Origin of the sequence: Sulfuricella sp. (assembly GCA_041651995.1) — a bacterium.
In the GTDB taxonomy this organism is placed as follows: Bacteria; Pseudomonadota; Gammaproteobacteria; order Burkholderiales; family Sulfuricellaceae; genus Sulfurimicrobium.
This window is the reverse complement of sequence record JBAZID010000001.1, coordinates 938,314-961,083: the sequence shown is the minus strand read 5'-3', so window position 1 is coordinate 961,083 and position 22,770 is coordinate 938,314. Positions and strand designations below refer to the sequence as shown.

Annotated in this window: 22 protein-coding genes; 3 read left to right on the top strand and 19 right to left on the bottom strand. The window is 51.6% G+C overall.

Annotated elements, in window-relative coordinates:
- Positions 1 to 22: 22 nt before the first annotated feature.
- The 15 genes from atpA to rpmH form a co-directional block, all read right to left on the bottom strand.
- Positions 23 to 1,564, bottom strand: coding sequence for a F0F1 ATP synthase subunit alpha (atpA, locus tag WC392_04640; protein MFA5241651.1), 1,542 nt, complete (start codon positions 1,562 to 1,564; stop codon positions 23 to 25).
- A gap of 11 nt (positions 1,565 to 1,575) precedes the next feature.
- The gene (locus tag WC392_04635; protein MFA5241650.1) at positions 1,576 to 2,109 is read right to left on the bottom strand and encodes a F0F1 ATP synthase subunit delta; all 534 of its coding nucleotides are present in this window, start codon (positions 2,107 to 2,109) and stop codon (positions 1,576 to 1,578) included.
- A gap of 11 nt (positions 2,110 to 2,120) precedes the next feature.
- Positions 2,121 to 2,591: a F0F1 ATP synthase subunit B gene (locus WC392_04630; protein ID MFA5241649.1), complete on the bottom strand. Its 471-nt coding sequence runs from the start codon at positions 2,589 to 2,591 to the stop codon at positions 2,121 to 2,123.
- A 36-nt stretch (positions 2,592 to 2,627) separates the two neighbouring features.
- A complete protein-coding gene (gene atpE, locus WC392_04625) occupies positions 2,628 to 2,861 on the bottom strand; it encodes a F0F1 ATP synthase subunit C (protein MFA5241648.1) in 234 nt (77 codons plus the stop codon).
- Between the two features lie 47 nt (positions 2,862 to 2,908).
- Entirely contained in the window at positions 2,909 to 3,772 is an 864-nt protein-coding gene (gene atpB / locus WC392_04620; protein ID MFA5241647.1) for a F0F1 ATP synthase subunit A, read from the bottom strand.
- Positions 3,773 to 4,120, bottom strand: a complete 348-nt coding sequence (locus tag WC392_04615; protein MFA5241646.1) for an ATP synthase subunit I — start codon at positions 4,118 to 4,120, stop codon at positions 3,773 to 3,775.
- Positions 4,121 to 4,254: 134 nt separating this feature from the next.
- Positions 4,255 to 5,088 carry a ParB/RepB/Spo0J family partition protein gene (locus WC392_04610; GenBank protein MFA5241645.1) on the bottom strand — a complete coding sequence of 278 codons (834 nt, stop codon included), beginning with the start codon at positions 5,086 to 5,088 and terminating at the stop codon, positions 4,255 to 4,257.
- Positions 5,089 to 5,090: 2 nt separating this feature from the next.
- On the bottom strand, positions 5,091 to 5,897 hold the full coding sequence (locus WC392_04605; protein ID MFA5241644.1) for an AAA family ATPase: 807 nt from the start codon (positions 5,895 to 5,897) through the stop codon (positions 5,091 to 5,093).
- A gap of 2 nt (positions 5,898 to 5,899) precedes the next feature.
- Complete coding sequence (gene rsmG, locus WC392_04600; protein MFA5241643.1) at positions 5,900 to 6,520, bottom strand: 16S rRNA (guanine(527)-N(7))-methyltransferase RsmG; 621 nt, start codon at positions 6,518 to 6,520, stop codon at positions 5,900 to 5,902.
- Positions 6,517 to 8,412, bottom strand: a complete 1,896-nt coding sequence (gene mnmG, locus WC392_04595; GenBank protein ID MFA5241642.1) for a tRNA uridine-5-carboxymethylaminomethyl(34) synthesis enzyme MnmG — start codon at positions 8,410 to 8,412, stop codon at positions 6,517 to 6,519. Before mnmG ends, rsmG begins: the two co-directional genes overlap by 4 nt.
- 109 nt (positions 8,413 to 8,521) lie before the next feature.
- A complete protein-coding gene (mnmE, locus tag WC392_04590) occupies positions 8,522 to 9,862 on the bottom strand; it encodes a tRNA uridine-5-carboxymethylaminomethyl(34) synthesis GTPase MnmE (GenBank protein MFA5241641.1) in 1,341 nt (446 codons plus the stop codon).
- On the bottom strand, positions 9,849 to 11,501 hold the full coding sequence (gene yidC, locus WC392_04585) for a membrane protein insertase YidC (GenBank protein MFA5241640.1): 1,653 nt from the start codon (positions 11,499 to 11,501) through the stop codon (positions 9,849 to 9,851). The genes mnmE and yidC overlap by 14 nt, the downstream gene beginning before the upstream one ends.
- Before the next feature lie 7 nt (positions 11,502 to 11,508).
- Positions 11,509 to 11,718, bottom strand: coding sequence for a membrane protein insertion efficiency factor YidD (gene yidD, locus WC392_04580; GenBank protein ID MFA5241639.1), 210 nt, complete (start codon positions 11,716 to 11,718; stop codon positions 11,509 to 11,511).
- Positions 11,715 to 12,113, bottom strand: a complete 399-nt coding sequence (gene rnpA / locus WC392_04575) for a ribonuclease P protein component (protein MFA5241638.1) — start codon at positions 12,111 to 12,113, stop codon at positions 11,715 to 11,717. Before rnpA ends, yidD begins: the two co-directional genes overlap by 4 nt.
- Entirely contained in the window at positions 12,110 to 12,244 is a 135-nt protein-coding gene (gene rpmH, locus WC392_04570; protein ID MFA5241637.1) for a 50S ribosomal protein L34, read from the bottom strand. Before rpmH ends, rnpA begins: the two co-directional genes overlap by 4 nt.
- A 193-nt stretch (positions 12,245 to 12,437) precedes the next feature.
- On the opposite strand from rpmH, the gene dnaA reads away from it, so the two are divergent.
- The 3 genes from dnaA to gyrB all read left to right on the top strand — a co-directional run bounded on the left by dnaA (position 12,438) and on the right by gyrB (position 17,516).
- A complete protein-coding gene (gene dnaA / locus WC392_04565; GenBank protein ID MFA5241636.1) occupies positions 12,438 to 13,775 on the top strand; it encodes a chromosomal replication initiator protein DnaA in 1,338 nt (445 codons plus the stop codon).
- A gap of 189 nt (positions 13,776 to 13,964) precedes the next feature.
- Positions 13,965 to 15,071: a DNA polymerase III subunit beta gene (gene dnaN, locus WC392_04560; GenBank protein MFA5241635.1), complete on the top strand. Its 1,107-nt coding sequence runs from the start codon at positions 13,965 to 13,967 to the stop codon at positions 15,069 to 15,071.
- 54 nt (positions 15,072 to 15,125) lie between these two features.
- Positions 15,126 to 17,516 carry a DNA topoisomerase (ATP-hydrolyzing) subunit B gene (gyrB, locus tag WC392_04555; protein ID MFA5241634.1) on the top strand — a complete coding sequence of 797 codons (2,391 nt, stop codon included), beginning with the start codon at positions 15,126 to 15,128 and terminating at the stop codon, positions 17,514 to 17,516.
- A gap of 60 nt (positions 17,517 to 17,576) precedes the next feature.
- Here the strand turns inward: gyrB and topA are convergent, their stop codons facing one another.
- The 4 genes from topA to WC392_04535 are packed head-to-tail and all read right to left on the bottom strand — an operon-like array spanning position 17,577 to position 22,770.
- Positions 17,577 to 19,853 carry a type I DNA topoisomerase gene (gene topA, locus WC392_04550; GenBank protein ID MFA5241633.1) on the bottom strand — a complete coding sequence of 759 codons (2,277 nt, stop codon included), beginning with the start codon at positions 19,851 to 19,853 and terminating at the stop codon, positions 17,577 to 17,579.
- Positions 19,854 to 19,907: 54 nt separating this feature from the next.
- Positions 19,908 to 20,366 carry a DUF494 domain-containing protein gene (locus tag WC392_04545; GenBank protein MFA5241632.1) on the bottom strand — a complete coding sequence of 153 codons (459 nt, stop codon included), beginning with the start codon at positions 20,364 to 20,366 and terminating at the stop codon, positions 19,908 to 19,910.
- An 11-nt stretch (positions 20,367 to 20,377) separates the two neighbouring features.
- The gene (dprA, locus tag WC392_04540) at positions 20,378 to 21,487 is read right to left on the bottom strand and encodes a DNA-processing protein DprA (protein MFA5241631.1); all 1,110 of its coding nucleotides are present in this window, start codon (positions 21,485 to 21,487) and stop codon (positions 20,378 to 20,380) included.
- Complete coding sequence (locus tag WC392_04535; GenBank protein MFA5241630.1) at positions 21,484 to 22,770, bottom strand: LysM peptidoglycan-binding domain-containing protein; 1,287 nt, start codon at positions 22,768 to 22,770, stop codon at positions 21,484 to 21,486. The genes dprA and WC392_04535 overlap by 4 nt, the downstream gene beginning before the upstream one ends.

Genomic DNA, 22,770 nt, shown 5'->3' with positions numbered 1-22,770 from the left:
TAAGTCTATGTTTCACGAGGCTTTAGTAAACCGAGCTGGCCTTGAACTCGTCAATTGCGCCCATCAGGGTTTTCTCGCTGTCGGCACTTACATCACGTTCGCTCTCGATGGTGTTCATCAGAGCGCCGTGCTTGCTCTTCATAAACGCCTGCAGGGCTGCTTCAAAAGCCAAAACTTTCTTCACGTCCACATCGTCCATGTAGCCCTTGTTCACGGCGTACAGGGTGATCGCCATTTCAGAGATCGACATCGGGGAGTACTGGTTTTGCTTCATTAATTCCGTTACCAGCTTGCCGCGCTCCAGCTGCTTGCGTGTTGCTTCGTCGAGGTCGGATGCGAATTGTGCAAATGCTGCCAGTTCACGATACTGCGCAAGCGCCAGACGGATACCACCGCCCAGTTTCTTGATTGCCTTGGTCTGCGCTGCGCCACCAACGCGGGACACAGATAAGCCGGCATTGATCGCAGGGCGGATACCAGCATTGAACAGATCGCTTTCCAGAAAGATCTGGCCGTCAGTAATCGAAATCACGTTGGTTGGAACAAAGGCAGACACGTCGCCCGCCTGGGTTTCGATCACGGGCAATGCGGTAAGAGAGCCGGTCTTGCCTTTGACAGCGCCGTTGGTAATCTTTTCAATATGGTCCGCATTAACACGCGCAGCGCGCTCAAGCAGACGAGAGTGCAGGTAGAACACATCGCCCGGATAAGCCTCACGGCCTGGCGGGCGGCGCAGCAGGAGAGAAATTTGACGGTAGGCCCAGGCCTGCTTGGTCAGATCATCGTAAACAATCAACGCATCCTCACCGCGATCACGGAAGTACTCGCCCATGGTGCAACCCGCGTAAGGAGCAATGTATTGCATGGCGGCCGGATCAGATGCCGTAGCGGCAACAATAATCGTATGGCCCATTGCCCCGTGCTCTTCCAGCTTGCGCACTACGTTGGCAACAGAAGAAGCCTTCTGGCCGATAGCGACATAAATACAAATTACGCCGGTACCTTTCTGATTGATGATGGCGTCCACGGCTACAGCGGTCTTGCCCGTCTGGCGATCGCCAATGATCAGCTCACGCTGACCACGGCCAATCGGCACCATTGCGTCAACCGACTTGAGGCCAGTTTGCAGCGGCTGCGATACTGACTGACGGGAAATCACACCCGGCGCCACTTTTTCGATCGGTGAGGTTTCGCTTGTTGCGATTGGACCCTTGCCATCAATCGGCTGGCCCAGTGAGTTCACCACACGACCGATGAGCGCCTCGCCAACGGGCACTTCCAGAATCTTGCCCGTGCACTTGACGGTATCGCCTTCGCTGATGTGCTCATATTCACCCAGAACCACGGCACCGACAGAATCGCGCTCAAGATTGAGCGCCAGGCCAAAGGTGTTCCCCGGGAATTCGAGCATTTCGCCCTGCATCACACCGGAAAGACCGTGAATACGTACGATACCGTCCGTTACAGAAACGACCGTACCCTGATTGCGCGCTTCTGCCGCAGTAGCAAAATTTTCGATCTTGCTCTTGATCAGATCGCTGATTTCTGATGGGTTTAACTGCATTCTTTTCTCTCCTAGCGCTTGAGCGCAAAGGTCATGTTATTGAGCTGGCCGCGCACGGATGCGTCGATCACCACGTCACCGGCATTAATTTTCACGCCGCCAATAAGTTCAGGGTCTACGCTTACCTGAACCGTCACTTTTCGTGAAAAGCGTTTTTCAAGCATGCCAACCATTTCTTTCACCTGCTCATCGGACAGCGGGAAGGCGCTGGCGATATCGGCTTCAATCTGGCCACTCTGCTCCGCCATCAACTTCTCGAACTCTTTAGTGATGACGGGCAACAGTGCAAGTCGACCGTTTTCGATCAACAAACAAATCAGATTTTTGCCTTCCTCGTTCAGCTCCTTGCCCATTACCGAAAGGAAAATCTGTTCCAGATTTGCCCTGGTGAACCTGGGGTTGGAAATGGCATCGCCCATCGTGGCATCGCTCACCACCGCGGATGCGGCCTCGAGCATGCGCGACCATTCAGCCTGTGCGGCTTTCTGGCTTGCCAGGCGATACAGAGCTTCAGCGTAGGGCCTTGCAATCGTAACGATTTCCATAGTTTTGCCGCCTAGATTTCGTTCTTGAGCGCGGTCAGCAACTCGGCGTGGGCCTTGGCATCAACTTCGCGGCGCAGGATTTTCTCGGCACCAGCAACGGCCAGCTCGGCCACCTGCTGCCGCAGAGATTCACGCGCACGATTGACCTCCTGGTCAATTTCCGCTTTCGCTCTAGCCACCAGACGATCGCCCTCTTCCCTGGCGGTATTTTTTGCTTCCTCAACAATCTGGGATGCGCGTTTTTCTGCCTGGGTAATCACTTCCGCTGCTTTTTGCTTGGCGTCATGCATGGACTCGGTCGCCCGGCGCGAAGCCAGCTCCAGTTCATGCTTGCCGCGTTCACCGGCGGCCAGGCCATCGGCGATCAACTTCTTGCGCTCGGTCAGCGCCTGCATGATGGGCGGCCAAACAAATTTCATGCAGAACCAGACGAACATGATGAACATGATCGTTTGTGCGAGAAGGGTTGCATTGATATTCATGCACGAACCTTTTTTGAGTTATTGATTACAGGCAGCTTAGCCGGCCACAGCAAAGAGGACGTACATGGCGATACCAACAGCAATCATCGGCACCGCATCTACCAGACCCATCACCACGAAGAACTGGGTACGCAACATAGGGATCAACTCAGGCTGGCGTGCAGCACCCTCAAGGAAGCGGCCGCCCAGAATACCAATACCCACAGCCGCACCCAGTGCGCCCAAGCCCATCATGATCGCGCCAGCGATAAAAAGCAGTGCATGTTCCATTTGTTTCTCCTGTTAATTTAAAAGTTAAGTTGCTAATTAAAAAATCTTTAATGATGTTCCTGATGCGCCATATCCATGTAAACGATGGTTAGCGTCATGAAAATGAAGGCCTGAAGCGTAACAATCAGAATGTGGAAAATCGCCCAGCCGAGAGAAAGGACAACCTGCGAACCAAACAGCAGCGAGCTGCCGAAAGTTGCGCCAGCCCAGGAAGCGCCCATCAGCGCGATCAGGATGAAGATCATTTCGCCCGCATACATGTTGCCGAACAAGCGCAGCGCCAGCGAAACCGGCTTGGCAATCAGGTTCACACCTTCGAGGAAAATGTTGGCAGGCAAACCGAATTTGCCGAAAGGCTGCAGCGTGAGTTCGCCGACAAAACCACCCAGGCCCTTCATCTTGATGCTGTAGTACACGACCAGCACAAAAACAGCGATGGACATGCCAAATGTGGCATTGGGATCGGTTGTGGGCACAACCTTAAGGAAAGGCAATCCGGCAGCGTGGGCAATTAATGGCAGATAATCAATGGGCATCAGATCCATCAGATTCATCAACAGTACCCAGGCGAAAATAGTGAGTGCGAGCGGAGCCACCATATCGTTTCTGGCAGTAAACGAACCACGCACGCTGTTGTCGACAAAATCGACAACCCACTCGACAAAATTCTGCAGCCCTGTCGGCACCCCGGCAGAGGCCTTCTGCGCCGCCCTGGCGAAGAAAAACAGGAAAATCGATCCCAGCAAAAAAGCGATAATCGTCGTGTCCAGATTGATCGCCCAGAAGCCCATTTCCTTGGCCTGTTCAGCACTATGCGCCAAACCCCAGCTTCCGTCCGGATGTTGTCCATAGGTCAGGTTTTGCAGGTGGTGTTTGATGTATTCTGCGGAGGTTTGTGTTTCGCCAGACATTTATTGTTTCTCTATTCCACTGATTATTGTTGAAACCACCAAGGCTAACTGCCCCAGGGCGAAGCCGGCCAGCAAGGGCAGCGGCATCAATTTCATCCATCCCAGCCCCACCGCCATAAGCAGAGAGACCATAAAAAATCGCTCCATACTGGAACGAACAAGCCCGGCCAACTCGCGGCGCGGATCCTGCGCCGCCTTAGTGGCGCTGCAACGCATACGCCATGCCAGCAACATCGTATTCGAGAGTGCCACAACACCGCCAAACCACGCTGCCCCGGCCGCAGCCTCCCCCAAATAAACGTATGCCAGGGATGCGCCAACCGCTGCTGCTGCAGCCTGATACATCATGATACGATTTGCGTACAAGATGCTTCAGCACCGCGAAAAATCAAGGAATTTTATTATACCCCCGTGAAATCGTCAAATCTTTCTTTATGCTTGAATAAGTTAAGGTTATACATTGGCGGCCTGGGCTGAATGGTTCAGAACCTGGCGATGATGCTGTCAAGCTGCTCCAGGTTGTCGTAGTCAATGACGAGGCGGCCCTTGCCCCCCTTGCGCGCAGACAGGGTCACACGCGCTCCAATCTTTTCTGCAAGCGTTTCCTGCAACTGCATCACGTCACGGTCTGGCTTGTATCTGTGCTCATCAACGGGCTTAAGCAGGCGCTTGGCCAAATTTTCCGCCTCTCGCACCGAAAGCCCCTTGTTGATGATTTCGTGAGCGGCATCGATCTGTTTGACCTGGGTTAGCCCTAACAGCGCCCGTGCGTGCCCCATGTCGAGCAAATTCTGCATCATCATTTCCTGCACGCGCGGGGCAAGATTCAGCAGGCGCAACAAATTGGTCACAGCACTGCGCGAACGGCTTACCGCTTCTGCTGCCGCCTGGTGAGTCAGATTGAATTCGTTGATCAGGCGCTGGATGCCCAGCGCCTCTTCCAGAGGATTAAGGTTTTCCCGCTGGATATTCTCTATCAGAGCCATTGCCAGCGCCGCCTCGTCCGGAATCTCGCGGATCAGTGCGGGAATCTCGCTCAAGCCCGCTAACTGGGAAGCGCGCCAGCGCCGCTCTCCGGCAATAATTTCATAACGTCCGCCCACGATGGGCCGCACCAATACCGGTTGTATCACGCCCTGCGCCCTGATTGAATCCGCCAGTTGCTGCAATGACTCGGGGTCCATGTGGGTGCGCGGCTGGTATTTTCCCGGCTGCAAAGCCGTTACTGCCAATTGTTGCAGGGTTTCCCCCTCCACACCGTCGTCACCCGCAAGTAACGCATCAAGCCCGCGGCCCAATCCTTTGAATTTAACCATCCCTAAATCACCCCTTTAAGTTTGCTGCCGCTCGCTTGTTCTACCGCCTTGTGCTTGCCAATCATTTCACCGGCCAGCGCCAGATATGCCTGGGCACCTTTTGAACCCCGATCGTGATACAGAACAGGCACGCCATAGCTGGGCGCTTCCGCCAAGCGAATGTTGCGCGGAATTATCGTACGGTAGACCTTATCTCCAAAATGTTGCAGAAGCTGGGCAGAAACCTGCTGCGCCAGAGTATTGCGCGGGTCAAACATGGTTCGCAGCAAGCCTTCGATTTCCAGTTGCGGGTTCAGATGTGCGCGCACACGCTTGATGGTTTTAACCAGATCGCTGAGGCCCTCGAGCGCGTAATATTCGCACTGCATCGGAATCATCACGGCACTCGCGGCACACAAGCCATTGACTGTCAGCAGATTAAGTGCTGGCGGACAATCGAGCAGGATGAAGTCATACTCGGAGACCACGCTTTCAAGGGCTTTCTTTAGCCGCCACTCCCGCGCGAGCTCCTGCACCAACTCCACTTCCGCGCCTGCCAGATTACGATTGGCAGGGATCAAGTCATATTTTCCGCTGGTCGACTGTACTCGCACCTCGGCCACACTATTCTGCTCTAGCAGTACATGATAAACCGTGCGCTCCAACCCATCCTTCTCAACCCCGCTGCCCATGGTGGCATTTCCCTGCGGATCGAGGTCCACCAACAATACCTTGCGTTTGGTTGCGGCAAGACTGGCAGCAAGATTGACGGTAGTCGTCGTTTTTCCCACTCCACCCTTTTGATTGGTTACTGCAATTATTCTGGCCATAGTCAAACCTTAAGGATTACCAAATGCCGCTGCGCATCGAGCCCAGGTACACTGAGCGGGACAACTTCATGCCGAAGAAACTGGGTTGGCAATTGAGCCAACTCATCGTGGGGATAGACGCCCTTCATCGCCAGTAATATTCCACCTGGGCGACACAAGCGAGCCGATAGCCGGACAAACTCGCCAAGCTCGGAAAAGGCGCGTGAAATTACCATGTCAAATGCAGGAGCTGGCTGATAGTCATCCACGCGCAGACACTCCACCTTTACATTTTTAAGCCCGAGCTCTATGCAGGCCTGACGCAGAAACGTGGTTTTTTTCTGATTGCTGTCGAGCAAAGTAATGTCCAGTTCCGGTCTTGCGATTGCCAGCACGATGCCGGGCACCCCCCCGCCCGTACCAACATCCAGCAGCCGTCCCGCACCGATATGTGGCAGCACCGCAAGGCTGTCGAGCAGATGCTGATAAAGCATGTTTTCCGGCTCGCGCACGGCGGTCAGGTTGTAGACCTTGTTCCACTTCTGTAATAAAGCAATGTAATCCAGCAACAGGCGCTGCTGCACATCGGTCAGCGCTAGCCCAAGCCGCGTGAGCCCATCGGAAAGATTTCCCGCCAAACTCATGTATTTTTACTCCCCGGCCGGCCTTGCGAGCGCTTGAGGTAGACAAGCAGGAGAGAAATGGCTGCCGGCGTGACGCCGGAAATACGCGCCGCCTGTCCCAGCGTTTCCGGCTTGTATTGCGCCAGCTTCTGCTTCACCTCGATGGAAAGGCCGTGTACCTTGTTGTAATCCATGTCAGGCAACAAACGCAGCGCTTCGTAATGATGGTGCCGCTCGATTTCTTCCTGCTGGCGTTCGATATAGCCTTGATATTTGGCCTGAATTTCTACCTGCGCAGCCACCTCTGGGTCGCTGACTCCCTCACCCGAACCAGGCAGGGTTAACAGGGATTGGTACGTGACCTGGGGGCGACGCAACAGATCCAGCAGCGAATACTCACGCTCCATCGCCTGTCCGAGCACGCGTTCCGCGCTAGCGATATCGACCACACGTGGGTTGACCCAGGTACTCTTGAGCCTTTCCTTTTCCTGCGCAACCGCTTCGCGTTTGGCCGTAAAGCTCCGCCAGCGCTCATCATCAACCACACCGAGTTCGCGCCCGATTTCAGTCAGGCGCAAATCGGCGTTGTCTTCCCTGAGCAGCAACCGGTATTCCGCGCGGCTGGTAAACATGCGGTAGGGCTCCGATACCCCGCGCGTAATCAGATCATCGACCATCACGCCAAGATAGGCCTGATCGCGGCCAGGGCTCCATGCCTCCTTTTCTGCAGCGAACAGGCCGGCATTGATGCCCGCCAGCAGGCCCTGCGCGGCCGCTTCCTCGTACCCGGTGGTCCCGTTTATCTGTCCGGCAAAAAACAATCCCTTGATAGCCTTGGTTTCGAGTGAGCTTTTAAGGCCGCGTGGATCGAAATAATCGTACTCGATCGCATATCCAGGCCGGGTAATGTGAGCATTCTCGAAGCCACGCATCGAACGCACCAGCGCATATTGCACATCAAATGGCAGGCTTGTGGATATACCGTTGGGATAGATTTCATGCGTGGAAAGGCCTTCCGGCTCGACAAAAATCTGGTGTGCGTCCTTGTCGGCAAAACGCGTGATCTTGTCCTCAATGGATGGGCAATAGCGCGGCCCCACGCCTTCGATTACACCTGTATATAGCGGCGAGCGGTCGAGGCCATTGCGAATGATGTCGTGCGTGCGTTCGTTGGTGTAACTGATCCAGCACGAAACCTGCTGCGGATGCCGGCTTGCCGACCCAAGGAATGAAAACAAGGGGGCCGGATCATCCCCCGGCTGCTCCGTCATCACCGAGTAATCCAGGGACCGTCCATCGATACGTGGCGGGGTACCTGTTTTAAGCCGTCCAACCGGTAATTTCAATTCACGCAGGCGATGTGCGAGGCTGATAGAGGGCGGATCGCCTGCGCGTCCAGCTTGATAGCTGGACTGGCCAACATGCACCAGCCCGGCGAGAAAGGTGCCTGCCGTTAGCACCACAGCACGAGCCTCGAAGCGCAAGCCAAGCTGCGTAACCACCCCGGTAATCTGATCGCCGGCAAGCGTAAAATCATCAACCGCCTGCTGGAACAGCCACAGGTTGGGCTGGTTTTCCAGGCGTCCCCTGATGGACTGCTTGTACAACAAACGATCGGCCTGAGCACGCGTTGCCCGCACCGCTGGCCCCTTGCTTGAATTCAAGATGCGAAACTGGATTCCGCCCTCGTCAGTGGCCGCCGCCATGGCGCCGCCCAGAGCATCGACTTCCTTCACCAGATGACCCTTGCCGATCCCGCCGATAGCCGGATTACATGACATTTGCCCAAGTGTTTCGATATTATGGCTAAGCAGCAGGGTTTTGCGTCCCATACGCGCCGCGGCGAGCGCGGCCTCAGTGCCGGCATGGCCGCCACCAACAACAATTACATCAAATTGCGTGGGAAAAATCATGGGGGTCTGGGTGCGGTTTGTGGAGCGGGAATGATACGATAAAACACGGCAGTGCGTCAGCCCACCGGCGTGGTTTCACGTGAAACAAATAATCTGCTTTTAAATACAGCTACTTACCAATACAGAAACGACTGAAGATTTCCCCCAGCAAATCATCCGCACCGAATTCTCCGGTAATGCTGTTTAATGCGTTCTGGGCCAGCTTGAGTTCTTCGGCAAAAAACTCGAGCTGTCGCCAGTTTTCCGCTGCTTTTTCCAGGCAGGCGCGTGCCAGCTCCAGGGCTCGCAAATGTCGCTCCCGCGCCATGAAGGCCCCCTCCCCGGTCTGTTCCCAGCCAGCCATTTGCAACAGGCTTTGGCGAAGCAAATCCAGTCCGTCGCCTCTTTTGGCGGAAACATAAATGCGGCGTACCCCGGCATCCTGCTCGATCCCGGCATCGCGCGGCAGCAGATCGATCTTGTTGAAGACTTGCACCACGGGCAGATTGCGCGGCAAACGCGCAAGGATCGCTTCATCCTGTGGCGTAATAGCTTCCCGGCTATCGATCAAGAGCAGGGCCAGGGTGGCTTTTCCCACTGCGGCCCAGGTTCGCGCGATGCCGATTTGTTCAACTTCACAGGTAGTTTCTCTCAAACCGGCGGTGTCGATGATATGAAAAGGGACCCCCTGGATTTCAATTTCTTCACGCACAGTGTCACGCGTGGTTCCCGCTACGGCAGTAACAATAGCAACCTCGTCTCCAGCAAGCTGGTTGAGCAGGCTGGATTTTCCAACATTGGGCTGGCCCACCAACACCACGTGCGCCCCTTCACGCAGCAAGCTGCCCTGCCTGGCTTTGGCTAGCAGGCACTGTAGTTGCCCCTGAACACTGGTTAGCTTTCCAAGCGCATCCGCAGCCTGAAGGAAGTCAATATCCTCATCGGGAAAGTCAATGCAGGCCTCAACCAGCATGCGCAACGCAATCAGGCGAGCCACAACCTCATGCACCGCATGTGAAAACTCCCCCTGAAGTGAACGCAACGCGCTTTTTGCAGCCTCTTCGCTGGCGGCGTCGATCAGATCGGCAACACTTTCAGCCTGAGCAAGATCGAGTTTATCGTTGAGGAATGCGCGTTTGGTGAATTCGCCTGGCTCGGCCAGGCGCGCGCCCAGCGTGATACAACGTTTCAGAACGCGCTGCATCACCGCGTTTCCGCCGTGGCCTTGCAGTTCTAGCACGTCCTCGCCAGTAAACGAGTTCGGCGCAGGAAAATATAACGCTATGCCTTGATCGATGCTCGACCCATCGTGATCAAGAAAGTTACCCAGCAAAGCAAATCGCGGCCGGGGAAGGTGCCCCAGCAAGGCCACGGCAAAAGCCTCGAGACTATCCCCGGATAGCCGGACAATGCCGATACCTCCACGCCCGGCGGCAGTCGCGACAGCGGCGATGGTATCAGTTTTTGCCATGCCCTTTCGCGGCATGCATCTGTTCCATGCTGCGGGTGATTTGCCATTGCTGGGCAATCGAGAGTACGTTATTTACAACCCAGTAAAGAACCAGGCCCGCGGGAAAGAAGAAAAAGAAGATGCTGAATGCGAATGGCATCACCATCATCACCTTGGCCTGAATCGGGTCGGGTGGCGTTGGGTTAAGCCTGGTCTGGATAATCATGGTGATACCCATAATAATGGGCAACACGTAATATGGGTCTGCCGCAGACAGATCCTGAATCCACAAGCCAAAAGGAGCGTGGCGTATTTCTACACTGGCGAGCAGCACCCAGTAGAGGGCGATGAAGACCGGGATTTGTACCAGCACCGGTAAACACCCCCCCAAAGGATTTACCTTCTCGGTCTTGTATAGATCCATCATTGCCTGGTGCATGCGCTGCCGGTCGTCGCCGTAGAGCTCTTTTAGCTTCTGGAGCTTGGGGCCCAATACCCGCATGTGAGCCATGGAACGATAGCTCTTTGCCGCCAGCGGATAAAACGCCAACTTGATCAACACAGTAAGCAGAATAATGGCGATGCCCCAATTGTTTACCATGCCATGAATTTTGGACAGCACCCAGAACAAGGGTGCAGCAATGATAGTCAGCCAGCCATAATCTACCGCCAAATCCAGGCCCGGGGCCAGTTTGCTCAGGTTTTCCTGCTCCTGAGGGCCCGCATAGAGTGGAACGGATATCTTTCCACTAGCGCCGGGAGCAATAGATCCAATGGGCAAAATGACGCCTGCCGCATAAAGGTTTCCACCCATTGCTTTGGTGTAAAACTCGCGAGCCAAGCCGTTCGAGGGCAACCAGGCCGAAACGAAATAGTGCTGTAGCATGGCTACCCAACCATCGTTACTCTGCTTCTGATGAGTTGTTTTACCTTTTTCAATATCCGAAAAACTTATTTTCTGAAATTTTTGCTGATCAGTATAAATTGCGGGGCCGGCATACGTGCTGATGAACATCGAGTCCCCCTTGGAGGCCGAATCATCCCGAACTAGCTGGTAATAGGCATGCGGGCTGATCGCACTTTCACCACCGTTTCTGATCTGATATTCCACATCGACTACATAACTATCACGATGGAAAGTAAATATTTTATCAACCTGGACCCCGGCGGAAGCGGGTGCGGTTAGTCTGACCTGCAAATCCTGAGCGCCGGATGCGAGAGTAAATTCAGTACCCTGTGCAGAAAACAAGGTCTTGTGCGACGGCAGAATATTGCCAATCAGTCCCGATTGCGCAATATATGTGCTTGATTTTTGGTCGCTGAAAAGGACCAAATCCTTGCTTTTGTCCTCGTCTCCCTTGTGTTTGCGCAAATCAAGGCGGCGAATATCCCCGCCGATCGTATCTATTTCAACATACAGCGCGTCCGTGCGGATCTTGATACGCTCACCGCGCGGCAAAATCTGTGGCATTTCTGGCGTTGCCGCTTGAAGCGAATCTGGTGTGCCAGCACCCACTACCGGGACGCTGTTCTGAGATGCGGTAACTGTTGCAGGTACCGTCTGGGCTGGCTGCGGGTTTTGTTCCTTCTGCCAGGCATCCCATAACATCAGGACCGAGAAGGAAAACACGACAAACATTATGAGTCTTTGAGTATCCATGGACTACCTAAGGTAAAGGATCATAGCCACCATCATGCCAGGGGTGACATCGGCCAACGCGTTTCGTGCTTAACCAGAATCCCTTGATGGCACCATATTTTTTCAGTGCTTGAACTGCATACTCGGAACAGGTGGGAGTAAATCGGCACGAGGGTCCAAGCATTGGGCTAATCAAGTACTGGTAGCTTTTTACCAGAAACAGCAGGATTCGGGTCATAAAGTATTCTGCTTTTCTGGCAGGGTAAATTTCTGACGTACCCTATCGAATTGGGTTTTCAGTTCCTGCTCGATCACGGCATACTCGGCAGGAGAAAAGCTCTTGCGTATGCGAATAACCATATCCAGGCCGTCAAGCCGGGGCTGTTGCAAACGAAACACTTCGCGCGACACGCGCTTGATATAGTTTCTCACAGTTGCATGACGGGCCGTTTTTTTGCTGACGATTACAGCCATGCGGGCAAATTCATATATTCCGGGTTTTGCCAGAACCTGAAAATGCTCGCTGGAAAAACGGCTGTTGAAACTAAAAACGGATGATATTTCATCCGTTTTTACTAATTGCTTGGCCTTTGAAAAGCCAAAACCTACCACTTCGTCTTGGGCCTGATTCAAACGGCCAGACGTACCCTGCCACTGGCGCGACGAGAGTTAATGATAGCGCGGCCTGCGGGTGTTTTCATCCGGGCGCGAAAACCGTGTGTGCGCTTGCGCTTGACCACGGAAGGCTGATATGTGCGTTTCATGATAATTCCTCTTGCTATAACACAGACTGTGAACCCGTAATTAGACTACCTTCATCTATATGCTGTCAACTTAAATTAATATCCCTGCCTGTGGATAAGTCACCACAATCGGGCTACAATGAACGGCTCAATTCACCTGTTCATTCTGCGTTTCATCTTTCAAGGTAATCGGTTGTACATCCTTAGGTAATCAATGGAAACTTTCTGGCAAGCTTGTTTGAGCCGTTTCGAACAAGAGCTTACCCCGCAACAATTCAATAATTGGATTAAACCCTTGCGTTTCGAAGGGGGTACAGACGCTTTGCGCATTGTGGCGCCCAATCGTTTTATCATGCAGTGGGTGCGTGACAAATTTCTCAGTCGTTTCGAGCAGATCGGGCAAGACCATTTTTCTCGCCCGGTTCAGTTGATTCTTTCCGTTGCCGAAAATTTGGAGCAGAAAGAAAGAAAGTTACCGCCAGCAAATCCAATCATCGCTCCCGTTCCGGTTGCCCGGCAAGGTAGAAACGAAAAAAACGGCCTGAACCCCTCTTTTACCTTCGCTAATTTTGTAACTGGCAAGGCCAACCAGTTGGCACGCGCAGCTGCACTACAAGTGGCCGACAATCCTGGTACTGCATATAATCCCCTGTTTGTTTATGGTGGCGTCGGTTTGGGTAAAACCCATCTCATTCAGGCTATTGGCAATTATGTCCTGGAACAAAACAGCAATGCCAAAATCAGCTATCTTCACGCTGAAAGGTACGTTTCGGATGTAGTAAGGGCATACCAACATAAGGCGTTTGATGATTTCAAACGCTATTACCACTCACTTGATCTTTTGTTGATCGACGATATTCAGTTTTTTAGTGGCAAAGCCCGTACACAGGAAGAATTTTTCTATGCTTTCAATGCCTTAATTGAAAGCAAGAAGCAAGTCATTATTACCTGTGATACTTACCCCAAACAAATATCCGGGATGGAAGATCGATTGATTTCTCGCTTTGGCTGGGGTCTGACGGTTGCTATTGAACCTCCAGAACTTGAAATGCGTGTCGCCATCCTGATAAAAAAGGCCGAGGCTGAAAATCTTGAACTGGAAAGCGATGTTGCTTTCTTCATTGCAAAACAAATCCGCTCCAATGTTCGTGAACTGGAAGGCGCATTAAAGAAAGTCATTGCTTATTCTCGTTTTACTGGGCACTCAATCAACCTGGATTTAGCCAAGGAAGCGCTAAAGGATTTACTGGCTGTACAGAACCGGCAGATATCTATTGAAAATATACAAAAGACTGTTGCCGATTACTACAAGATTAAAGTTGCAGAAATGTATTCAAAGAAACGTACCCGTAATGTAGCGCGTCCGCGACAAGTAGCCATGTCTCTAGCCAAGGAATTAACCCATTTGAGTTTTCCTGAAATTGGTGATGCGTTCGGTGGACGCGATCACACCACGGTTATGCACGCGTGCCGTAAAATCGAAGAATTGAAAGTCAGCGAACCTTCCATGACTCGCGACATCAGTGTTTTATTACAGGTATTAAGAAGTTGAACAAAATATGTATGAATTGGGGATAAAGCGGAAAATTGCCTAAGTTTAAAATTCATCCACAAATCATCCACAAGCCATGCAATGAATTATACAGACACTGACATGTAGATTATCTTATTGAAAATTATAGTATTTATTTAGTTATACAAAATTCACGCGCACATTATCTATTAGTATCAAGGTATATATATGTTATTAATGAAAATCAACAAGGAAGAGTTTCTCAGGCCATTGCAGTCCGTAGCGGGCATCGTTGAACGACGTCATACGCTTCCAATATTGTCTAATGTACTGATTCAAATTGGAAATCAGGATATTGCCTTTATCGCTACTGATCTGGAAATTCAAATTACTGCGATGCTCGAAAATAAGCACGAGAATAACGATTCTGCAATTACGGTTTCTGCAAAAAAATTACAGGATATCGTGAGGGCGCTTCCTGAAAATTCTGAAATATCGTTTACCAGCAAAGAAAGCCGGTTGCAATTAAGAGCGGGCAAAAGTCAGTTCAACCTGCAAACTTTACCTGCAGAAGATTTTCCTCACTTAGCCTTGTCGGACGAGTTTGTTTCAGAAATTTCAATATCCCAGTCCATGCTCAAGCAGTTGTTGAATCAGGTGCAATATGCCATGGCACAACAAGATATTCGTTATTACCTAAATGGCTTATTGATGGTATTGGAGCCCGGGTTTGTAAAAGTGGTTGCTACGGACGGGCACAGATTGAGTCTTGCCAGCATGAGTTTGGAAACAGTAAGCCAGACAGCAGAAGCGATTCTTCCGCGCAAGACTGTTACTGAGCTGATCAAATTGCTCGGTGATACGGAAGGTGAAGTAAAAATTAGTCTCGGAAAAAACCTGGTTACTTTCACATTCGGAAATATCAATCTGGTGTCGAAAATAATCGAAGGGAAATTTCCAGACTACAACAAGGTAATCCCTTCACATTATACAAATCATGTTGTACTGGATCGGTTGACGCTGCTTCATGCCATGCAGCGAGCATCTATTCTGTCCAACGAAAAGTTTCGTGGCGTGCGCATGGTGCTAACACAGAATAGTATGCGGGTGATTTGTAATAATACAGAGCAAGAAGAAGCAGAAGAAGAACTGGAAATCGACTATGTCAACGAGCCGTTGGATATTGGGTTTAACGTTACCTATTTGCTGGACGTGCTGAACAATATAAATACCACGGAAGTTGACTGTTCTTTTGGGGATGCAAACAGTAGTTGTCTGATTACGATTCCTGGTGATGACAGGTTCAAATATGTCGTCATGCCGATGCGTATTTAACATGATTCATGTACAAAACGAATTACTGTTTCACGTGAAACCCAAGGGAAAAGAATGAGCGAATATAATTCTGACAGCATCAAGATTCTTAAAGGCCTGGATGCTGTCCGCAAACGCCCGGGCATGTATATTGGCGATACCAGTGATGGTACCGGCCTGCACCACATGGTTTTTGAAGTTGTCGATAATGCCATTGACGAAGCGCTGGCAAATTATTGCGACGATATTCAGATCACTATTCATGCTGACAGTTCGATCAGTGTTGTGGACAATGGCAGGGGAATACCCACCAGCATCAAGGAAGATGATGATTTAAAACGCTCGGCAGCCGAAATTGTGATGACAGAATTACATGCCGGTGGAAAATTTGATGCTAATTCATACAAAGTATCGGGCGGTTTGCATGGCGTTGGCGTTTCAGTCGTCAATGCCTTATCGGAATGGCTGAAACTCAGAATATGGCGTGATGGAAAAGTGCATCAAATGGAATTCCGGCACGGTAATGCTGTATCTCCGTTGAAGCTGACCGGAGAGACAGAACGACGCGGGACGGAAGTTCATTTTATGGCTAGCTTGGAGACTTTTGGAAAAATAGAGTTTCACTACGAAATACTCGCCAAGCGTTTACGTGAATTATCATTTCTGAACAATGGTGTCAAAATCGAGCTATTCGACCAGAGAGATGGAAGAAGCGAAAATTTTGCCTTTAGCGGTGGAGCCAAAGGGTTTGTCGAATATATAAACCGAACGAAAACGGTGCTGCATCCCAAGGTTTTCCATGCGATAGGTGAAAAAGATGGCGTAACTGTTGAAGTTGCGATGCAATGGAATGACTCCTATGCCGAAACGGTCCAGTGTTTTACTAACAATATTCCGCAGCGCGATGGGGGATCTCATTTAACGGGTTTACGCTCGGCATTAACCCGGACACTGAATAATTATATTGAACAGAATGAAATCGCTAAAAAAGCGAAGGTAGATACTTCCGGTGACGATATGCGGGAAGGACTCACCTGTGTGCTTTCGGTGAAAGTGTTTGAGCCGAAATTTTCATCCCAGACCAAAGATAAACTCGTATCCAGTGAAGTATTGCCGGTAGTTCAGGAAATCGTATCGGCTAAACTGTCGGAATTCCTGCTAGAGAATCCTGCGGATGCGAAGATTATTACTGGAAAAATCGTCGAAGCAGCACGCGCACGTGAGGCAGCTCGAAAAGCTCGCGACATGACACGTCGAAAGGGTGTGCTGGATAGTATGGGTTTGCCGGGAAAGCTGGCTGATTGTCAGGAAAAAGATCCTTCACAATCGGAACTCTACCTGGTAGAGGGCGATTCTGCAGGCGGTTCGGCAAAGCAGGGCAGGGATCGTAAATTTCAGGCCATTCTTCCCCTCAAGGGAAAAATACTCAATGTAGAGAGGGCGCGTTTTGACCGCCTTATTTCATCCCAGGAAATTGCAACCCTGATTACGGCATTGGGAACCAGTATTGGCAAGGATGAGTACAATCCGGACAAGCTTCGTTACCACCGCATTATTATCATGACGGACGCTGATGTGGACGGGTCACATATACGGACGTTGCTGCTGACATTTTTTTACCGGCAGATGCCAGAACTTGTTGAACGCGGACATATTTATATCGCGCAGCCGCCGCTTTACAAAGTCAAGCATGGCAAACAGGAGCGCTATATAAAGGATGAACACGAATTAAAGCAATATCTGCTGCAAAAGGCGATGGAAGATGCAAAGCTGGTGACGGAAGCAGGTAAAGAGCCGCTGAGCAAAGAGGCTTTTGAAGAAATTTCCAAGGAATATTTGCTTGCAGAAGCAGTAATCGATCGTTTATCTAGAGTAATTGATCGTGAAATATTACAGGCACTGCTCAAGAATATTGTACTGGATCTTTCAACGCCGGAGTCCGCAGCTAAAAGCGCGCGCTTGTTGTCCGAGTTAATACCAGGCGCAGAATACCAAGTGACCAGCCAGTACGATGATCGTACGGAAAGTTACCGATTGGTTGTACAGAAACAAGTTCACGGCAATAGGCTCACTAGCCAGATAGACCAGAATTTTGTTGAAAGTGGGGACTATGTTCAGTTGAGAAAAACGGGTCAGGTCTTACACGATTTATTTGGCAAAGGCGCATTTGTTCAGCGAGGAGAACAAAAGCAAGCCGTTACAGAGTTCAAAGAGGCTCTTGACTGGCTTCTGAGCCAAGTCAAGCAGGGTATGTCGGTCCAGCGTTATAAAGGCTTGGGGGAAATGAACCCGGAGCAACTGTGGGAAACGACCATGGATCCAAATGTGCGGCGCTTGCTAAAAGTACAGATAGAAGATGCCATTGGAGCGGACGAGATTTTTACCACGTTAATGGGAGACCAGGTCGAGCCGCGTCGTGCATTTATTGAATCAAACGCACTGATCGCACGAAATATCGATATTTAGAGTGGTCGCAGGAATGGCAAATAATTAAGGCTCCGAAAGGAGCCTTAATTATTCAAGCGGTTATTCTGCAGCAGCGATCTGTTCAACAAAACCACATTCTTTTTGAGGGCACACTTTCTCTGTGCCTCTGCGTTTAGTGATTTTGATGGTCAGGATGGGCCAACCACATTTTGGGCAGGGCTCGTTGACAGGTGGATTCCAGGTGGCGTACTTACATTTCGGATAGCTGTTGCACGAATAGAACAGCTTGCCATAACGGCTCTTGCGCTCGATCAGCGCGCCTTCCTTGCATTCAGGGCAAGAGACACCTGTATCCTTGGGTTTTTCCAGAGGTTCTATAAACTTGCATTTTGGATAACTGGTGCAACCGATGAATTTGCCATAAGGTCCGGCCTTGATGACCAGTTCGCTGCTGCATTGCGGGCACACACGCCCTTCCACGATGACGGGCTGGGTGGATTCCCCGGCGTCACCGTCGATATTGCGGGTGTAATCACATTCCGGATAAGCCGAACAGCCGATGAATTTTCCGCGCTTCCCCAATCGCGCGGTTAATGGCTTGCCACATTTTGGGCAGGCTTCATCGAGTATTTCAACGCCAGGACGATCCACATCTTTTTTCTGTTCAAGTTGCTGGCTGAAGTCCTTCCAGAATGAGTCCAGCACAGGAATCCATTCACGTTTACCGGTGGAAATCAGGTCAAGCTCATCTTCCAGTTGTGCGGTGAAGTCGTAATTTACATAGCGAGTAAAGTGCTCGGTAAGAAACTTATTGACCACTCTGCCCACATCGGTTGGATAAAAACGTTTCTTGTCCAGCAATGCGTATTCCCTGGCCTGCAGGGTGCTGATAATACTGGCATAAGTCGAAGGACGGCCGATGCCATGTTCCTCTAGCGCCTTGACCAGGCTGGCTTCTGAATAACGCGGTGGAGGCTGGGTAAAGTGCTGCTCGCCGGAAATCTGGTCTATTGCAACCTGTTCCCCTTTCTCAAGGGGGGGCAATTTGCTTTCACTCTCTTCTTCACTATCGTCCTGGTCTTCCTGATAGACCGCAATGTAGCCGGGAAAAACCATGGTTTGCCCGGTGGCGCGGAACAGGTTTTCATCGCCGCCAACGGCCAGATCCAGACTGACTGTATCGAATTTTGCTGCACTCATCTGACAGGCAAGAGTACGTTTCCAGATCATTTCATAAAGTTTGATCTGCTCTGCACTGAGGTACTGTCGAACTTCCTGTGGAGAGCGCAGGATAGATGTAGGGCGAATCGCTTCGTGTGCTTCCTGGGCATTTTTGGATTTGTTTTTATAGCTTAGCGCGGTTTTTGGCAGATAGTCGGCGTCAAAATTACTGGAGATATAAGTGCGAATTTCTTCAATAGCCTCTTGTGCCAGGTTGACCGAGTCGGTACGCATATAGGTAATCAGGCCGGTGGTTTCTCCGCCGATATCGATGCCCTCATACAGTTGTTGCGCTACTTTCATGGCGCGGTCAGTGGTAAACCCGAGCTTGCGTACCGCTTCCTGTTGCAGTGTAGAGGTGGTAAAGGGGGCAGCAGCCACGCGTTGTTTGCGTTTCTTCTCGACCTGAGTGACGGTGGCTTTGTCTCCGCCCGCCTGTAGCAATCCCGCAACGATGGCTGCGTGTTGCGCATCGTTGTTGACGCTAAATTGAGTCAGTTTCTCGCCTTGGTACTGAAACAGTTTGGCGTTGAATTTTTGCCGGCCCTTGTGGCTGTCGAGATGAATACTCCAGTATTCCTGCGTCTGAAACTTCTCGATTTCAAGCTCGCGCTCGACAATCAGGCGCAATGCCGGGCTTTGTACCCTGCCTGCAGAGAGGCCACGACGAATCTTGCGCCAGAGCAGTGGGGAGAGATTGAAACCAACCAGATAGTCCAGTGCGCGCCGGGCTTGTTGCGCGTTGACCATGTTCATCTCGATTTCGCGCGGCTCAGCAACGGCAGCCTGCACAGCAGATTGCGTGATTTCATGGAATACCACGCGCTTCAAGGTTTTGTTCTTGAGCAGCTTCTTGGATTTCAGTATTTCTGCCAGATGCCAGGCAATTGCCTCCCCCTCGCGGTCCGGGTCGGTTGCGAGGTAGATGGTGTCGGCTTCCTTAACGGCTTTGGCAATGGCATCCACGTGCTTGCTGTTGCGTGCGATAAGCTCGTATTTCATGGTGAAGTCGTGAGCGGTATCCACGGCGCCCTGCTTGGGCACCAGATCGCGTACGTGCCCATATGAGGCTAGGATTTCAAAATCCTTGCCCAGATATTTCTTCAGGGTTTTGGCTTTGGATGGGGATTCAACAATCAGCAGGGAGGATGGCATAAACGATATTTGGTGGCGCCGAAGATGATTGGCGGCTGGAAAGGGTTGAGTGGATCAGTGCATTTGCGACGAACTATCGCCGAACAGCAAGTCTTCCATGAAGAGATAATCTTCGGCTTGGCCCTGGCTCCACAGAACAATCAAAACGGTCCATTTGACTTGCTCTATATTCACATCACGATCATTCAGCGCAAGAATGCGGTCTATCACCCATTCACGCTGAACCGGATTAATGATGTTGGAGACTTCAAGGAAAGACAGAAAACCACGGCTCTCGGTATCGATTTTTTCGATTTCCAGGTCCGCGTAAATACGTGTAGATGTACTGCTTACAAGGCTTTCTGGATAGGGTGCGTTGGAAAGCTTGTCCAGTCCGTTGAGCCAGTCGAATGCGAGATTGATTTCAGAGCTGTCGAAACCCGCAGCCGACAGTTCCTTCTCCAGCGTTCCCTGGTCAGGATGAAGGTTGGCTTCGAAATAATTTTCGAATAAATAAACGAGGATATCGAACATTATTAATTGGCTTAGCTTTTAAACTTTCCACTGCGCTGGTAAAGACCGCCCGGCAGGCTGGTTACATAACCAGCCAATTCCATGGTTAACAGAATGGCGCAAACGCTATCACTCGTCAAGCCGCTACAGCCGACCAGTGCGTCTATTCCGGTCGGGTCAAAGCCGAGGCACTGCATCAGCAGGGTTTCATTTTTGCTCAGGGATGCGGGAATGGGCATGCTGGTGGAAGCGGAAGCAACAACAGAGGGGTAACCGAGTTCATCCAGAATATCCTGCGCACTTTCAACCAGTTTGGCCCCCTGTTTTATCAGGTGGTGGCAGCCTTTTGCCAGAGGAGAATGAATGGAGCCAGGAATGGCAAAAACCTCCCGTCCCTGTTCTGCTGCCAGCCGTGCAGTGATCAAGGAACCGCTCCGGAGCGCGGCTTCGACCACCAGGCAGCCACGCGAAAGCCCGCTGATCAGGCGGTTGCGACGAGGGAAGTTCTGGGCTTTGGACGGTGTGCCTAGCGGAAACTCTGACACCAGCGCGCCTTTCTGTGCCAGTTCGTGCGCCAGCCCTCGGTGGCGGGCGGGATAAACGATATCCAGTCCTGTGCCGACTACAGCAATGCTGCTTGCCTGGCCCCGCATTCCACCACGGTGGGCTGCGCCATCAATGCCCAGAGCCATCCCGCTGACAATACACAAGCCGTGGTCGCTCAGAAGGTGAGCAAAATCTTCCGCATTGGTGAGCCCTTGCGGTGTGGCGTTGCGGCTTCCGACGATAGCCAGTGCCGGAAAGTTGAGATATTGGCGCTGGCCTTTGACGTAAAGCAGTGGTGGCGGGTCGGGAACTTCCAGCAAGGCTCTGGGGTAGTCCGTATCTGCCAGGGTGACGATGTGATTAAGCGGATCTTCAAGCCATTTCAGTGTCGGAGTGAGCGCTTCGAGATCGGGTCCGGCGCTGATGAGGCGGGCGACAGGCGCGCGTACGGCATTCTCCAGGGCGGCATAGCCGGCGGCGAAAATGTGTTCTGGCTCGCCAAAGGACTGCAGCAGACGCCGGTAGCTTTCCCCGCCCAGGCCATGAATCTGGCTCAGGGCGACCCACAGGCAAAGCTCATGTTGCTTGTCAATCAAGGATTTTTGACAACGTCCAGCAGATAAACCGGGCGATTGGCGCTCATGACCAGCGCGTATGAAACGCGGTCAAATACGCGGTAGACAAAAATCAAACCTGTGCGCGTATCAGGCAGGGAGATCTCGTCCTCAGCGCTGCCGGAGCGGCAGTGCAGCTTGTAAACTTCTTTGGGGTTAAAGAACTGGTCAAAGCTGATTTTTGCACCAGGTTTCAGGCAGCCAATATCGGAATAGACGATTTCCTTGCTTGGTGTCTCGGCAGCTGGCTCATTTGCGCAGGGCTCGAGTGTATCCTTGGGATCATAAAACTGGTCGTAGCTGATGGTTTTCCCTGGTTTCAAGCACTCTTTGTCCATGTAACGCCAAGCGTTTTTGCGTGTTTCGCCTGGCTTCCCTGCAACGGTGCGTCCCTTGCTATACAAGGCAAGTACATGTCCAGCTTCCATGCCGTCCTTGTGGCCCTTGTTTATCAACACCGTGCCATATTTGCCGGCATCCGAAATGGCGCCATAGGCGGAGATAATCTGGCCATTGACCACCTGCTCCGGGGCGTGCGGGACGTATTTGAGCTCACCGTTGTTGATGCTGGGTACCAGGCGGTCATCGCGGCGGACTTCCTGCACCGAGCGCGTGATCTGAAGTTCCATCAAATTATCTTTGCTGCCATTAAGGGCCCTGGCTTCACCAACATACTCGCCTTCATACCCCATCGGTTGTTTGCTGACTGGGTCATGGAGCAATTTGCCCTGGCGGAAAATGCTCCAGTCCTTGATGCCGCGGTCCTTGGCATTGGCGGCGTAGACGCGATCCCCGAGACCCATGATGACCCGGTCTTCATCTGTGCCAACGATGTAAGGCACATTATCCAGATCACCTTCCTCGATAATCAATGGCTTGGTCAGGAAAGGGCCGATGGCAGAGAGAGGAATTGACTGCACGCCCTGGGCATCAAGCGCTTCGGCGCGGGCTTGAGGGCTCAGCTTGACGATTCGTTCGCCCTTGACCAATCGCAATCTTGGCGATCCACCCTGCATGTCGAGCACTACCACATCACCGGGGTATATCAGATGAGGGTTTTTTATCTGTTCACGATTCATTTGCCACACTTGTGGCCAACGCCATGGGTCTTTGAGGAATTTTGAGGATATCCCCCACAGAGTATCGCCTTTCACCACCACATGCTGTTGGGGTGGGTTGTCCTGCAACTTGATATCGTCCGCTCCTGCCAAGGAGGAAATCAAGCCGGAAAAGGAAAGCACAGCTATAATGATCGGCTTACGCAT